This window comes from Oricola thermophila, assembly GCF_013358405.1.
Classification (GTDB): domain Bacteria; phylum Pseudomonadota; class Alphaproteobacteria; order Rhizobiales; family Rhizobiaceae; genus Oricola; species Oricola thermophila.
The window spans coordinates 533,997-547,351 of record NZ_CP054836.1; the positions used below are offsets into that span (position 1 = coordinate 533,997).

Consider the following 13,355-nt stretch of genomic DNA (forward strand, 5'->3'; position numbering starts at 1 on the left):
CGGCAGACTAGGCCGCGAAAATCAGCCCGGAACCGGCGATCACCAGCCCCGAGCCGATCCAGGCCATCGCCGCGGGGCGTTCGCGCGTTTTCAGCCAGATGAGCGGCAGGATCCATGCGGGCGTCGTCGCCGACAGGGTGGCGACGATGCCGACCTTGCCGCCGGACAGGCCGAACAGGACCAGCGTCATTCCGATGCCCATGGCAGCGATGCCGGATATCCCGATGATGACGGCGGTTTTCATGGTGAGCTTCGCCTTCGGCTGAACCTGCCTGATGCCGGTTGCCATGAGAAGCGACAGGCAGAGCACCGAGACGCCGACACGCAGGGCCGAAGCGGTTGCCGGATCGACGCCGGTCTCCATCACCGGGCGCGCGATCAGCGATCCGACCGACTGGCACAGGGCAGCGAGGAGACCGAGGGTGATGCCGACGGCAAAGGATCCCTTCACCGATTCCCAGGTGTCGAGCTGCGAGCGGCGCTTGCCGAAGACGATGGCGAGGACGACGCCGGCGAAGACCACGGCAATCCCGAGGATTTTCTGCGCAACGATGGTCTCGCCAAGGAACATCCAGCCAAGGATGGCCGACATCGGAGCGTTGGTGGAAAACAGGATGTTCGTGCGGCGGGGGCCTAGCCGGTTCATTGTCACGAACAGGCAAGTGTCGCCCAGAAAGATGCCGATGAAACCGGACAGAAGGAGCGGCACGACGTGTTCAGCCTGGATGCTTTGCCAGCCGCCGGAAACTGCGATGTAAAGCGCGAGCATGACGAAGACGATGCCCATGCGCACGCGGTTGAAGGCGATCGCGCCCAGTTCGGCGGACGGGCCGGCGGCGATCACCGCCGAAAAGGCCCAGGTCATTGCCGCGGCAAGTGCCGCCAGTTCGTATATGCTCATGCGATCCTTCCCCTGCCGATCAGGCCGCCATGCCTGGACGAGGAGCCGAACGCAGGGTCGCAACCGCAAGGACCAGCGCAGTCGTGGCGCAGAATGCAATGGAAGCGACCATCGGCAGCGACGTGCCGTCGAAGAACGGGCCGGTAGCGACGATCATCAGCCCGCCGGCCAGCATCTGCAGCGTACCGCCAAGCGATGAGGCGAGCCCTGCCTTGTCGCCGTGGTCGTCGAGCGCCATCACCATCACCGGCGCCATGACTAGGCCGAAGAAGGAATTGGTGACGAAAAGCATTGCGATCAGAAGGAACAGCGCATCGAAACCGGCCAGCGTCAGTCCCAGCAGGATCAGCGCCGACACGGCGAAGCCCGTGGTGGCGACCAGTACCATGCGCGCCATCCCGAAACGGTCTCCAAGATTAGGTGCGACCTGCGAAGCACCGAAAAAGCCGATGGCGTTGACCGCGAAAGCGAGGCTGAAACCGACAGGGCTCAGACCGTACTGGCCAGTGTAGACGAACGAGGCCGAGGACAGGAAGACGAAGAAGCTGGCCATGCCGAATCCTCCGATCAGCGTCAGCCCGACGAAGCGCGGATCGCCCAGCAGGTTCCGGATACCCGAAAGCAGGGCACGCGGACGGACCGGGACCCGGCGTTCCGGGGGCAGGGTCTCCGGGAGGCCGAATGCCGTCAGCAGGATCGAAAGCAGGGCGGCAACGGCAAGGAGCTGGAATATCAGCCGCCAGTCGCCAAGCGCGATCAGTCCCGCGCCCGACAGTGGCGCCAGCATGGGCGAGACGGATATCACCAGCATGATCAGCGCCATCATGCGGGTCGCCTGAGTGCCGGTATAGAGATCGCGGACAATCGCGCGCGGCACCACCATGACGGTCGCGGCACCGAGCGCCTGTACCGAACGTCCGGCGACCAGCCAGCCAATCGAGGGAGCGAGTGCGCAAGCAAGCGAACCCGCCATGAATATCCCGAGTCCCACATAGATCGGCCTCTTGCGCCCGACCCAGTCGGCCATGGGGCCGTAGACGAGCTGGGCGATGCCGAAGGCGATGAAATAGGCCGTCAGCGTCGCCTGGGTCGCCGTGACCGAGGTGCCGAAATCTTCCGCGATCGCGGGAAGGGCCGGGAGGTACATGTCGATGGCGAAGGGGCCGACCCAGGCCAGCAGGCCGAGCACGATGGCCGAGCGCAGAAATCCGGGCTGCATGAGAGCCTCCAAGGCGAATGCGGAGATGCGGAAAGCAGGGCAAGCCGAACCGGCCCCGCCGAATCTCCTACTATGTTTGAACGGGCAAAACCAGAGGCCGGGGCGGCTCCTGCTGACAGCCTGTTGGCAGGAGCGCCGGCCGGAATTGCACCCACCGGCGCACCTGTGTCGGTCGCCGCGACGGAATGGCTCCGGTCCCGTGCTACCTGGAAATCATGATGACGGGGAGACCGAGGTCGCGCGCCGCCGCTATCTTGGCATAGGCGCCGCTGCCGCCGGAATTGCGGCAGACGATGTGGGTGATGCGGTATTTCCGCAAGAGCGTAGCCTCCTCGTCCGGGGTCTTGCCGGGCAGGCCAAGGACGAGTTGGTGAGCGGGCAGGGGAAACGGTTCGGTGGGCGGATCGACCACGCGGACGACGAAATGCACGTCCGCGCGGGACGCGAATGGCGCTATGTGCTGGCTGCCGAGCGCCAGCAGAACGCGGGCGCCGGGCGGGATGGCGTCGCGCGCAGCTTCCAGCGTCGCAACCTCGGTCCACAGGTCGCCCGGCTGGCGGTGCCAGGGCGCGCGGATGCGCTCTTCCAGGGGGATGGCGGTCATTTCGGCGGCCATGCGGGCGTTGGCGGATATCTGCCGCGCGAAGGGGTGGGTGGCGTCGATCAGTCGTGTGACGCCTTGTTCGCGCAGGTAGCGGGCCAGGCCGGCGGCGCCGCCGAAGCCGCCGATGCGCAGCTCGCCGGCGACCGGTTTCGGCTCCCTCGTCCGCCCGGCAAGCGACGTTACGACACGCCAGTCCGGATGCCGGCGGACGATCTCTGCGGCCAACTCCGCCGCCTCCCTAGTGCCACCGAGTATAAGGATAGTCTCGGTCATGCGAAGTCGGTCCGCGCAAGGATCTCGCCCTGGCGGTCGGTTATGATCACTTCTACCGCGACCGGGGCGTCGCGCAGCGTCTCCTTCGCCTTGGCACGGGCCATCTCGGCGATCGGCGGGGCAAGGGCAACGCCGTTTTCGCGAGTCAGTTCAAAGACTTCCTTCGCCGTGTTCGCGGAGAGAATCCGGTCGCTCAGATTTCGATTCAAGCCGTTGGCGAGAGCCTGTTCGAGCAGGAAATGCATGTCCACCTGGCTGCGGCCGGAATGAAGGTCCAGCGCGCCTTGCGCCAGCTTCGCCATCTTGGCGAATCCGCCGGCGATGGTGAGCCGGGGCAGGGGATGGGCGCGGAGATATTTGAGCAGGCCGCCGGCAAAGTCGCCCATGTCGAGCAGAGCGAAATCCGGCAGATCGTAAAACCTCTGTGCCGCGGCTTCTGATGTCGATCCAGTGGCACCCAGGACGTGATCGATGCCCGCCGCACGGGCGACATCTATGCCGCGATGGATGGAATGGATCCAGGACGAGCAGGAAAAGGGATGGACAATGCCGGTCGTGCCGAGAATCGATATGCCGCCGACGATACCCAGCCGGGGGTTCCAGGTCCGGCGGGCAATCTCGTCTCCGCCGGGCACGGTGATGGTGATCTCGATGTCGGCCGGAATCCCGTGCCGGGCACAGAGCGCCTCGATCTCGCCCGCCATCATGGTACGCGGCACGGGGTTCACGGCCGGTTCGCCGGGAGGGATCGGCAGGCCGGCCCGCGTCACCATGCCGACGCCGTCGCCGGCGCGAAAGACAATGCCGGTCCCGGGGGCGCCGCGGGTGACACGGGAAATTATGGTCGCGCCATGGGTCACGTCCGGGTCATCGCCGGCATCCTTGACGATTCCGGCTTCCGCGAAGCCGTCGCCGAGAGTTTCGCGTGCCAGTGCGAAGGACGGGGTTTGGCCCTTCGGCAGGACGATGGTGACGGGATCGGGGAACTCCCCGGTCAGAAGCGCGGTCAGGGCCGCCTTCGTCGCTGCGGTCGCGCAGGCGCCGGTGGTCCAGCCGCGACGGAGCGGACCGGACGGCTTGCGGCCTTGCTGTGCGTTTTCGGCTTTGCCCGTGACCATGGTGATCTTATAGGTGACATGACGATTGCGAAAAAGCAGGAAAGACGACGGCATTGAGCGCAGACGGGATCCTTGAAGGTTTGCCGCGTTTCGACGCGGGACAGGTCTGGCTGGTCGGCGCCGGTCCGGGCGATCCGGGCCTGTTGACGCTGCATGCGGTCAACGCGCTGAAACAGGCGGACGTGATCGTGCACGATGCATTGGTCAACGCCGGCTGCCTTGCGCTGGCGCGCGAGGGCGCGTTGCTGGAGTATGCGGGCAAGCGGGGCGGCAAGCCTTCGCCCAGACAGCGCGACATTTCCCTGCGGCTTGTCGAACTGGCCAAGGCCGGCAAGCGCGTTCTGCGGCTCAAGGGCGGCGATCCGTTCGTGTTCGGGCGCGGCGGCGAGGAGGCGCTGACCCTGGTCGAGCACGGCATTCCCTTCCGTATCGTGCCCGGGGTAACCGCGGGCATCGGCGGGCTGGCCTATGCCGGCATCCCGGTGACTCACCGTGACATCAACCACAACGTGACCTTCCTGACCGGGCATGACGCGACCGGCGTGATGCCCGATGCCGTGGACTGGGCCGGCGTGGCGCGCTCTTCGCCGGTGATCGTCATGTACATGGCAATGAAGCATATCGGCACGATCACGTCGCGGCTGATCGCCGAGGGCCGTTCTCCCGACGAGCCGATGGCCTTCGTCTGCAACGCGACGACACCGCAGCAGCAGGTGCTGGAAACGACGCTCGGACGCGCGGAAGAGGACCTGGCGGTGGCCGGGCTGTCGCCGCCGGCCGTCGTGGTGGTGGGCGAGGTGGTCAGGATGCGCGTGGCACTCGACTGGCTCGGTGCGGAAAGCGACGGGCGTGTGCTCAGGACGGATTCGCTGGAACGGCGGACCAGGGACAGATCGGCATGAAGGGCTTTCTCGTTGCCGCCCCGCATTCGGGGTCGGGAAAGACGACGCTGACACTGGGCCTGCTGCGGGCCCTGAGGGATCGCGGCATGGCGCTTGCGCCTGCCAAGGCGGGCCCGGACTACATAGATCCGCAGTTTCACGCCGCTGCGAGCGGCGAAACCTGCATCAATCTCGATCCCTGGGCGATGCGACCGGACCTGATCCGCATTCTCGCGGAGCGGCACGCGTCAGGCGACCGGCTCCTGGCGGTCGAGGGCATGATGGGGCTGTTCGACGCAGCGGCCGACCGGCGCGGCTCGCCTGCGGATCTCGCCGCAATGCTCGGTCTGCCGGTCGTCCTCGTTGTCGACTGTGCCCGAATGGCGCATTCCGTTGCAGCGCTTGTCGAGGGTTTCAACGGGCATCGCGCCGATGTCCTGATTGCCGGAGTGATACTCAACCGGGTCGCCGGTGCCCGGCACGAGGAGATGCTGCGCGAGGCGCTCGAGCCGAGCGGCGTGCCCGTGCTGGGTGCCGTTCGGCAGGACAAGATGCTTGCGCTGCCATCGCGGCATCTCGGGCTGGTACAGGCGACGGAACACGAGCGACTGGAGAGCTTCATAGCGGATGCCGCATTCGCGGTGACGGTGGGCGTCGACCTCGATCAGCTCGCGGCATTGACGACCGTGTCCGGAGACCGGGACGTGAGGGCGGCCGTACCGCGCCTTCCTCCGCTCGGACAGCACATCGCGGTGGCGCGCGATGCCGCCTTCGGCTTCATCTATCCGCACATCCTGCAAGGCTGGCAGCGACAGGGCGCGGAGCTGTCATTCTTCTCGCCTCTTGCTGACGAGGCGCCGGCGGAGGATGCCGATGCGGTCTACCTGCCGGGCGGGTACCCGGAACTCAATGCCGGCAGGATCGTGGCGGCGGGGAATTTCCTTGCCGGCCTGAAGCGTGCCGCGGAGACGGGCAAGCCGGTCTTCGGCGAATGCGGCGGCTACATGGTGCTGGGCGAAGGGCTGATCGATGCCGACGGCGCGCGGCACGAAATGGCGGGTCTTCTCCCCCTCGTCACGTCCTATGCCAGGCAACGCCGCCATCTGGGTTACAGGCGGCTGGCGCCGCTTGCCGCGTCGCCCTGGCAACTGCCCCTGACCGCGCACGAGTTCCATTATTCGACGGTGGTCTCGGAAGGCGAGGGCGAACGGCTGTTCGCCGTGACGGACGCGCGCGGCGCGGCGCTGGACAATGCCGGACTGCGACGTGGCACGGTCTGCGGGTCCTACATGCACATCATCGACAGGGCGGACCCGTGAACGGAATCCGGCATGGCGGAGCGCTCGACCGGGCCATCGCGCGCCACGGCGGGAAACGTGAGGACTGGCTCGATCTCTCGACCGGCATCAACCCCGTTGCCTGGCCGGTGCCCGAACTGACGGCTGATGCGTGGCAGCGTTTGCCCGACGAAGCGCTCGAGTCCGAGTGCATCGAGGCGGCGCGGGCCTACTACCGCGTTCCCGACGAGGCGGGCATCGTCGCCGCGCCGGGCACCCAGGCGATCATCCAGTGGCTCCCGGTGCTCTTGAACTACCTCGACCGGGCGACGATCGTGTCGCCGACCTATGGCGAGTACGAGCAGGTTCTGCGTGCAGCGGGCGTCGGGGTGGAAACGCCGATCGATCTTCCGGATGCGGGCAATATCAATCCGCTTCTGGTGATCGGCCAGCCGAACAATCCCGACGGACGGGTCTGGCCCGAAAGGCAGGTCGCGGAGCTTGCCGGCGGACGGGGCGGTGTGCGCATGGTCGTGGTCGACGAGGCATTTGCCGATGTGGCGCCGGAACATTCGATCGTGCCGCAAACCGGCGGACCGGGGCTTACCGTGCTGCGCTCGTTCGGCAAGTTCTTCGGGCTGGCAGGGGTGCGGCTGGGATTTGCTATCGGCGACAGGGACGTGGTCGACGCGCTCAGGCGGATGATCGGTCCCTGGGCGGTATCCGGCCCGGCGTTGGCAATAGGGGCGCAGGCTATGCGCGATTCGGAATGGATCGCTGCCACGAGGGAAAGGCTGGCCCGGGACAGCGCGCGCCTGGCGGAGATGCTTGAGCGGACCGGCATGCGAATCGCAGGGCGGACGGACCTGTTTGTTCTTGTCGAAATGGACGAAGCGGCGGAAGTGGCCGAAGAACTGGCGAAACGGCGCATTCTCGTGCGTAGTTTCGACAGCAATGCACGATGGTTGCGGTTCGGGATACCCGGCAACGAGCAAGAATTCACAATGCTAGATTCGGTGCTTGCCGCGATTGCCGGAGCGGTGCACTCTCCGGATCAATGTATACTGGGGGCCACTTCACGATCCTGTTGATCGCCATCATCGTCGACCGGCTGGTCGGCGATCCCGATATCTTTTGGCGGCGCATATCACATCCTGTCGCCTGGTTCGGTTACCTCATCGACATTTTCGAGCGGACCTTCAACCTGGAGAGCCATTCGCCGCGTGCGCGCAGGCTGCTCGGCACCTTCGCCATCGTGATCCTGGTTCAGTTTGCCGTCGTGGTGGGACACTGGATGAGGATGGTACTGGACTTCCTGCCGATTGTCGGCGTGATCGCGGAGATCGCCGTTGTTTCGATCCTGATCGCGCAGAAGTCGCTGGCCGATCACGTGTGTGCGGTGGCGGAGGGCCTGCGCGAGAACGGTCTTTCCGGGGGCAGGTCGGCGGTGTCAAGGATCGTCGGGCGCGACCCTGAAACCCTCGACGAATTCGGTGTCTCGCGCGCCGCGATCGAAAGCCTTGCGGAGAATGCCTCAGACGGCGTGATCGCGCCGGTCTTTTGGTACGCGGCCGCCGGCCTGCCCGGCCTGCTCGCCTACAAGATGCTGAATACCGCGGATTCCATGATCGGTCACAGATCCGAGCGCTATCGCTGTTTCGGATGGGCCACGGCGCGGCTGGACGATCTGGCGAACTGGATTCCTGCGCGGCTGACGGGTGTGCTCATCGCGCTGGCCGCGGCGAGCCTCAGGGGACCGGCGCGGGCGAAGCGGGTGATCACGGTCATGTGGCGCGATGCCCGGCTTCACCGGTCCCCGAATGCCGGTTGGCCCGAGGCAGCGATGGCTGCTGCCGTGGGCGTCGCGTTGGGCGGGCCGCGCATTTACGCAGGCGACGTTGCGGACGAACCGTTCATGAACGTTTCCGGCGGTCATTCCGCTGACGCGAAGGATATCGACGGCGCGGTCAGGATGTTCTGGCGGACGATGACCGTGGCGGCGGTAGCGGTTGCCGCCCTGGCGATCTTGCTGTCGATCTGAGGTTCAGGCGCGCAGCCGTCTTTCGATTGCCTTCTGCAAGTCCGGGGCGGCGGTGATCAGGCGACGGGTCACTTCCGATTGCGGACGGTCCAGCACATCCGCGGTCCTGCCCGTCTCGACGATCCTTCCGTGATCCATGACAAGGACATCATGGGTGATCGCCCGAGCTACCGTCAGGTCATGGGTGATGAAGAGGAAGGCGAGGCCGAGGTCGTCGTTCAGTCTGGCGAACAGATCGAGTATCTGGGCGCGGATGGATACATCGAGGGCCGAAACCGGCTCATCGGCGACAACCAGCTTCGGCCGGGTGATGATGGCACGGGCGATGGCGAGGCGCTGGCGCTGTCCGCCCGAAAACTCATGCGGATACTTCGCCGCGTCGGAGGGCTGCATGCCGACCTCGATCAGGGCCTCGGCGATGCGTTCCCGGCGTTCCGGTTTCGTCAGCCTGCGGTCCAGCAGGTGAAGCGGCTCGGCAACCGAGTGGCCGATCTTCTTTCGCGGGTCAAAGGAGCCATAGGGATCCTGGAAGACCACCTGCATCTCGCGGCGGGCAGGGCGAAGCGCGGTTTCGTCCAGCGCGGACGTCTCCATTCCGTCGAAGGTGATCTTTCCGGCGGTCGGCTTGTCCAGGGCCAGGACAAGCCGTGCGAGCGTCGATTTTCCGCAACCTGACTGGCCGACGAGCGCTACCGACTGGCCGGCGCGGACCGAGAACGACACCCGGTCGACGGCCCGAACGGGTTCGGCGCGCGAAAAAAGTCCCCGTCGATGGCCGCGGAAATGACGCGAGACGTTCTCGACCTCGAGCATGCCATGCGCCTCGACGGGTGGCGTTGCCGCGTTTGCCCATGACGGCACGTGGGTCGAGGCTTCCGCCAGTTGGCGGGTATAGGGGTGCTTCTGTTCACGCAGAACTTTCGCCGTCTCCCCGGTTTCCTGTATCTCGCCGCTGCGCAGGATGGCGATGCGGTCGGCCATGTCGGCGACGACGCCCAGGTCGTGGCTTATCAGGACGAGGCCCATCCCATCCTCGGCTACGAGTTCGCGCAGGAGATCGAGTATCTGCGCCTGCAGGACGACGTCGAGCGCGGTTGTCGGCTCATCGGCGATCAGCAGCCCGGGACGGAGTGCACAGGCAATGGCGATGACCACACGCTGCCGCTGGCCTCCCGACAGCTCGTGCGGGTAGCGGGACAGGGGAAAGCGGCTTTCCGGCAGGCCGACGCGGGCGAGGATGTCGCGGGCGCGGGCCTCGGCGTCTGCCCTGTTCGCGCCGGTATGGAAACGGATTCCTTCCGCCACCTGCTCGCCAATGGTCTTGACCGGGTTCAGGGCTGTCATGGGCTCCTGGAAAACCATGCCGATGTCGTCCCCCCGCAGCGCGCACATGCGCTCCTCGGAGGCGGAAAGCAGGTCTTCGCCGTTGAAGGCGATGCGACCGGAGAGCCTCGCTCCATGCGGCAGCAGGCGCATCACCGATTGCGCCGTCATCGACTTGCCCGAGCCGGATTCGCCGACAAGACCGACGACCTCGCCTTCATTCACCGACAGGTCGATGCCCTTCAGGATCTCGTGGCGGCCGATGGTCAGCGACAGGCCGGAAATTTCGAGAACAGGTGTGCTCATCTCTGCCGCCGCAATCTCGGGTCGAGCACGTCGCGCAGCCCGTCCCCCAACAGGTTGAGGCCGAGGACGGTTACAATGATGGCGAGGCCCGGAACGATCGCCATGTGCGGTGCAATCGCCATCATGGTCTGCGCCTCGAACAGCATGCGTCCCCAACTCGGCGCCGGGGGCTGGGTGCCGAGCCCGACATAGGACAGACCGGCTTCGGCGAGGATGCCGAGCGAAAACTGGATCGTGCCCTGCACGAGCAGCAGGTTGGCTATGTTCGGCATAATGTGCTGCGTGGTGATCAGGACGGCGCGCTTTCCGCTGGCGCGGGCGGCGAGGATGAATTCACGCGGCCACAGCGCCAGCGCGCCGCCACGGGCGACCCGGGCAAAAACCGGTATGTTGAATATGCCGATTGCGATGATCGCATTGATCGCCCCGGGACCGAAGATCGCGGTTATCATCACGGCCGACAGAAGCGCGGGAAAGGCGAAGACGATGTCCGACATTCGCATCAGGATCTCGTCAGCAATGCCGCGTTTCGCCGCTGCCCAGCAGCCGAGCGGAACGCCGACGGCCATGCCGATGCCGACGGCGACAAATGCCACGGCGATGGAATTGCGCGACCCCACCATTATCATCGACAGGATGTCCCGACCGAAATGGTCGGTGCCGAGCCAGTGTGCAGCATTCGGCGGCTGCAGCCGGTCGGAGATCGCCAGTTTGGTGACGTCGTAGGGCGTCCAGACGAACGATGCCAATGCGACCGCAACAACGAAGGCGGTGATCATGGCGCCGGCGAGGAAGGACCGGTTTGAAAGCGCCTTTCGCGCGAAGTGGCGCCAGTCCTCGTGTTCGGTCGCGATCAGTTCCGTTTCCATTCCGCCATCCGCCATGTCACCGCCTTCGCAGTCGCGGATCGGCCCACGCATAGGCGAGATCGACGAGGAAATTGACGATCACGACCGTTGCGACCAGCAGCAGGACGACGCTCTCGACGACGATCAGGTCGCGCTGCGTGATCGCCTGGAAGACGAGGCGGCCGAGGCCGGGAAGGTAGAAGACGTTCTCGATGATGATGGTGCCGGCAAGCAGGAAGGCGAATTGCAGGCCGAGGATGGTCAACACCGGTATCAGCGCGTTGCGCAGGGCATGGTGGCGCAGGACGAGGCCGGCAGGCAGACCCTTGGCGCGGGCGGTGCGGATATAATCCTCCCCCAGCACGTCGAGCAGGGAGGAGCGCGTGACGCGGGCAAGGATCGCGGCCTGCGGCAGGGCAAGCGCGATGGCGGGCAGCAGCAGCGATTGTAAACCCGGCCAGAGCCCTGATTGCCAACCGGGAAAGCCGCCGGCAGGCACCAGCCGAAGCGTGACGGCGAAAAGATAGACAAGCAGGATCGCGAACCAGAAATTGGGAATCGCAATGCCGAGCTGGGTGGCGGCCATTATGCCCGCATCGGCTGCCGCTCCGCGCCGGGCGGCGGAGAAGATGCCGACGGGAATGGCAATCGCGGTCGACAGCGCCAGCGCCATCAGTGCCAGTGGCAGCGAGACCACCAGGCGTTCGCGCACCAGATCGATTACCGGGACGGAGTAGGTGTAGGAACGTCCGAAGTCGCCGGTCAGCATGCCGCCGATCCAGGTGAAATAGCGGACGATCACCGGCTCATCGAGACCCATCTGCCGGCGCAGCGCGTCGATCGCGTCCTCGGTGGCGTTCATGCCGAGCATCAGGCGTGCCGGGTCGCCGGGAACGATCTCTAGCACCGCGAAGACGACAACGCTTGCAGCGAACAGCGTGACGAGGACGATGACGGTGCGGCGCAGCAGGTAAGACAGCATGAAAGTGGGCTACCTGTCGTTTCGGCAGGAAAGGTGGCGGGCGCCGACGCCCGCCTTTGGAAAGCGGTGCCTGTGCTTCACTCCTTCCAGCGGACCTCGGTCAGGTCGTTCGCCTGCACGGGCGCATTGGCCCACAGCCCCTCGACTCGGGCATCCCAGATGCCGTGCTTGGCGAGCTGGAACAGAAAGCCGTTGACGGCGTCCTGCGCTATGATTTCCTGGGCCTTGCGCATCAGGGCGTACCGGGCGTCGGTATCGGCGGTCGCGTCGAGCTCTGCCATCACTTCGCCGAAGGCCTTGTTGTGGTAATCGAAGTAGTAGTCCTCACGGGCATAGATGCCGATGTCGTTCGGCTCGGTATGCGAGACAATGGTCAGGTCGTAGTCCTTGGCCTTGAAGACCTGATCGAGCCATTGCGCCCATTCGACCGGGATGATTTCCAGATCAATGCCTATTTCGCGCAACTGCGCGGCAACGATCTCGCCACCGCGGCGTGCATAGGACGGCGGCGGCAGCTTCAGCGTTGCCTCGAAACCGTCGGGATAGCCCGCCTCGGCGAGCAACTGCTTCGCCCTTTCCGGGTCGTAGGGGTAGGTCTCCACCAATTCGACATAGGCCGGATGGTGCGGGGCAAAATGCGAGCCGATCGGCGTGCCGAGGCCGAACATGGCGCCGTCTATGATTGCCTGACGGTCGATGGCATGCGCGATGGCCTGACGCACCTTCAGGTCGTCGAAGGGCGGCTTTCCGTTGTTGGTGGCCAGGATCGTTTCGCCCTCCGTCGAGCCTATGACCACTTCGAAACGCGGGTCGGCCGCGAACTGGGGTATCGCCTCGGGGGCGGGGAAGTTCGGAAAGGCATGGACATCACCGGCGAGAAGGGCAGCCGTCGCTGCGGCCGGATCGGCAATGAAACGGAAAGTCGCCTTGTCGAGCGCGACAGGATCGCCCCAGTAGTCGGGGTTCTTCACGATCGTGACCGCGGAACCCTTGGCCCAGCCGTCGAACATGAAGGGGCCGGTGCCGACTGGCCGTTCCTTGTTGGTTTCCGCAGATTCGGGCGCGACGATCACCGCATCGCCCCAGCCCATGTTCCAGAGGAAGGCGCCAGAAGGCTGTTTCAGCGTGACCCTGACGGTCAGGTCATCGACGGCCTCGACTTCGTCGATTGCCGCGAAGAGACCCTTCTGCGCATTGGTCGAGTCGTCGGCACGGGCGCGGTCCAGCGAGAAGACGACATCGCCGGCATCGAGCGTCGTGCCGTCGTGAAACTTCACGCCGTCATGAAGCCTGAAGGTGTAGGTGAGGCCGTCATCGGACAATGTCCAGCTCTCGGCAAGCGCCGGGCGCACCGAGCCGTCGGGGCCGATGCGGGTCAGTCCCTCGAAGATGTTGGCATAGACGATCTCGTCGATCGCGGCAGCGGCGCCGGCTGTGGGATCGAGGTGCGGCGGTTCGAGCGCGACGCCCAGCGTCAGGTCGGTGCGCGCGGCGAGGGCCGACGTCGTGAGGGCAAGCGCGAACGCGGCGCCGGCCAGAAAGGTCTTCAAACTGGGTTTCATTGCGAGCCTCCCGGTTGTCC

The 13,355-nt window shown here is 65.6% G+C and carries 12 protein-coding genes; 4 read left to right on the forward strand and 8 right to left on the reverse strand.

Features of this window, described 5'->3' with window-relative positions; all coding sequences use genetic code 11:
• Window positions 1–7: 7 nt before the first annotated feature.
• From HTY61_RS02450 to HTY61_RS02465, 4 genes are all read right to left on the reverse strand, one after another.
• Window positions 8–901: a DMT family transporter gene (locus HTY61_RS02450; RefSeq protein WP_175275302.1), complete on the reverse strand. Its 894-nt coding sequence runs from the start codon at window positions 899–901 to the stop codon at window positions 8–10.
• A gap of 19 nt (window positions 902–920) precedes the next feature.
• On the reverse strand, window positions 921–2,120 hold the full coding sequence (locus tag HTY61_RS02455) for a multidrug effflux MFS transporter (RefSeq protein WP_175275303.1): 1,200 nt from the start codon (window positions 2,118–2,120) through the stop codon (window positions 921–923).
• A gap of 202 nt (window positions 2,121–2,322) precedes the next feature.
• Window positions 2,323–2,997 carry a cobalt-precorrin-6A reductase gene (locus tag HTY61_RS02460; RefSeq protein ID WP_175275304.1) on the reverse strand — a complete coding sequence of 225 codons (675 nt, stop codon included), beginning with the start codon at window positions 2,995–2,997 and terminating at the stop codon, window positions 2,323–2,325.
• The gene (locus HTY61_RS02465; protein WP_175275305.1) at window positions 2,994–4,115 is read right to left on the reverse strand and encodes a cobalt-precorrin-5B (C(1))-methyltransferase; all 1,122 of its coding nucleotides are present in this window, start codon (window positions 4,113–4,115) and stop codon (window positions 2,994–2,996) included. The genes HTY61_RS02460 and HTY61_RS02465 overlap by 4 nt, the downstream gene beginning before the upstream one ends.
• Window positions 4,116–4,168: 53 nt before the next feature.
• On the opposite strand from HTY61_RS02465, the gene cobA reads away from it, so the two are divergent.
• The 4 genes from cobA to cbiB are packed head-to-tail and all read left to right on the forward strand — an operon-like array spanning window position 4,169 to window position 8,314.
• The gene (gene cobA / locus HTY61_RS02470; protein WP_175275306.1) at window positions 4,169–5,017 is read left to right on the forward strand and encodes a uroporphyrinogen-III C-methyltransferase; all 849 of its coding nucleotides are present in this window, start codon (window positions 4,169–4,171) and stop codon (window positions 5,015–5,017) included.
• Complete coding sequence (locus HTY61_RS02475; protein WP_175275307.1) at window positions 5,014–6,315, forward strand: cobyrinic acid a,c-diamide synthase CobB; 1,302 nt, start codon at window positions 5,014–5,016, stop codon at window positions 6,313–6,315. Before cobA ends, HTY61_RS02475 begins: the two co-directional genes overlap by 4 nt.
• Window positions 6,312–7,364, forward strand: a complete 1,053-nt coding sequence (gene cobD / locus HTY61_RS02480) for a threonine-phosphate decarboxylase CobD (protein ID WP_246272899.1) — start codon at window positions 6,312–6,314, stop codon at window positions 7,362–7,364. The genes HTY61_RS02475 and cobD overlap by 4 nt, the downstream gene beginning before the upstream one ends.
• Window positions 7,331–8,314: an adenosylcobinamide-phosphate synthase CbiB gene (cbiB, locus tag HTY61_RS02485; protein ID WP_175275308.1), complete on the forward strand. Its 984-nt coding sequence runs from the start codon at window positions 7,331–7,333 to the stop codon at window positions 8,312–8,314. Before cobD ends, cbiB begins: the two co-directional genes overlap by 34 nt.
• 3 nt (window positions 8,315–8,317) lie before the next feature.
• On the opposite strand, the gene HTY61_RS02490 is transcribed toward cbiB, so the two are convergent.
• The 4 genes from HTY61_RS02490 to HTY61_RS02505 form a co-directional block, all read right to left on the reverse strand.
• Window positions 8,318–9,943 (reverse strand): ABC transporter ATP-binding protein, encoded by a 1,626-nt coding sequence (locus HTY61_RS02490; protein ID WP_175275309.1) that lies wholly within the window; start codon window positions 9,941–9,943, stop codon window positions 8,318–8,320.
• Complete coding sequence (locus HTY61_RS02495; protein WP_175275310.1) at window positions 9,940–10,812, reverse strand: ABC transporter permease; 873 nt, start codon at window positions 10,810–10,812, stop codon at window positions 9,940–9,942. Before HTY61_RS02495 ends, HTY61_RS02490 begins: the two co-directional genes overlap by 4 nt.
• A gap of 16 nt (window positions 10,813–10,828) precedes the next feature.
• On the reverse strand, window positions 10,829–11,773 hold the full coding sequence (locus HTY61_RS02500) for an ABC transporter permease (protein ID WP_175275311.1): 945 nt from the start codon (window positions 11,771–11,773) through the stop codon (window positions 10,829–10,831).
• A 77-nt stretch (window positions 11,774–11,850) separates the two neighbouring features.
• Window positions 11,851–13,335: an ABC transporter substrate-binding protein gene (locus HTY61_RS02505; RefSeq protein ID WP_175275312.1), complete on the reverse strand. Its 1,485-nt coding sequence runs from the start codon at window positions 13,333–13,335 to the stop codon at window positions 11,851–11,853.
• Window positions 13,336–13,355: the final 20 nt, after the last annotated feature.

Bases quoted from the DNA above. Each gene is read 5' to 3' on its own strand.
- HTY61_RS02450 (WP_175275302.1), bottom strand. From the start codon at position 901: ATGAGCATATACGAACTGGCGGCACTTGCCGCGGCAATGACCTGGGCC.
- HTY61_RS02455 (WP_175275303.1), bottom strand. From the start codon at position 2,120: ATGCAGCCCGGATTTCTGCGCTCGGCCATCGTGCTCGGCCTGCTGGCC.
- HTY61_RS02460 (WP_175275304.1), bottom strand. From the start codon at position 2,997: ATGACCGAGACTATCCTTATACTCGGTGGCACTAGGGAGGCGGCGGAG.
- HTY61_RS02465 (WP_175275305.1), bottom strand. From the start codon at position 4,115: ATGGTCACGGGCAAAGCCGAAAACGCACAGCAAGGCCGCAAGCCGTCC.
- HTY61_RS02475 (WP_175275307.1), top strand. From the start codon at position 5,014: ATGAAGGGCTTTCTCGTTGCCGCCCCGCATTCGGGGTCGGGAAAGACG.
- cbiB (WP_175275308.1), top strand. From the start codon at position 7,331: ATGTATACTGGGGGCCACTTCACGATCCTGTTGATCGCCATCATCGTC.
- HTY61_RS02490 (WP_175275309.1), bottom strand. From the start codon at position 9,943: ATGAGCACACCTGTTCTCGAAATTTCCGGCCTGTCGCTGACCATCGGC.
- HTY61_RS02495 (WP_175275310.1), bottom strand. From the start codon at position 10,812: ATGGAAACGGAACTGATCGCGACCGAACACGAGGACTGGCGCCACTTC.
- HTY61_RS02500 (WP_175275311.1), bottom strand. From the start codon at position 11,773: ATGCTGTCTTACCTGCTGCGCCGCACCGTCATCGTCCTCGTCACGCTG.
- HTY61_RS02505 (WP_175275312.1), bottom strand. From the start codon at position 13,335: ATGAAACCCAGTTTGAAGACCTTTCTGGCCGGCGCCGCGTTCGCGCTT.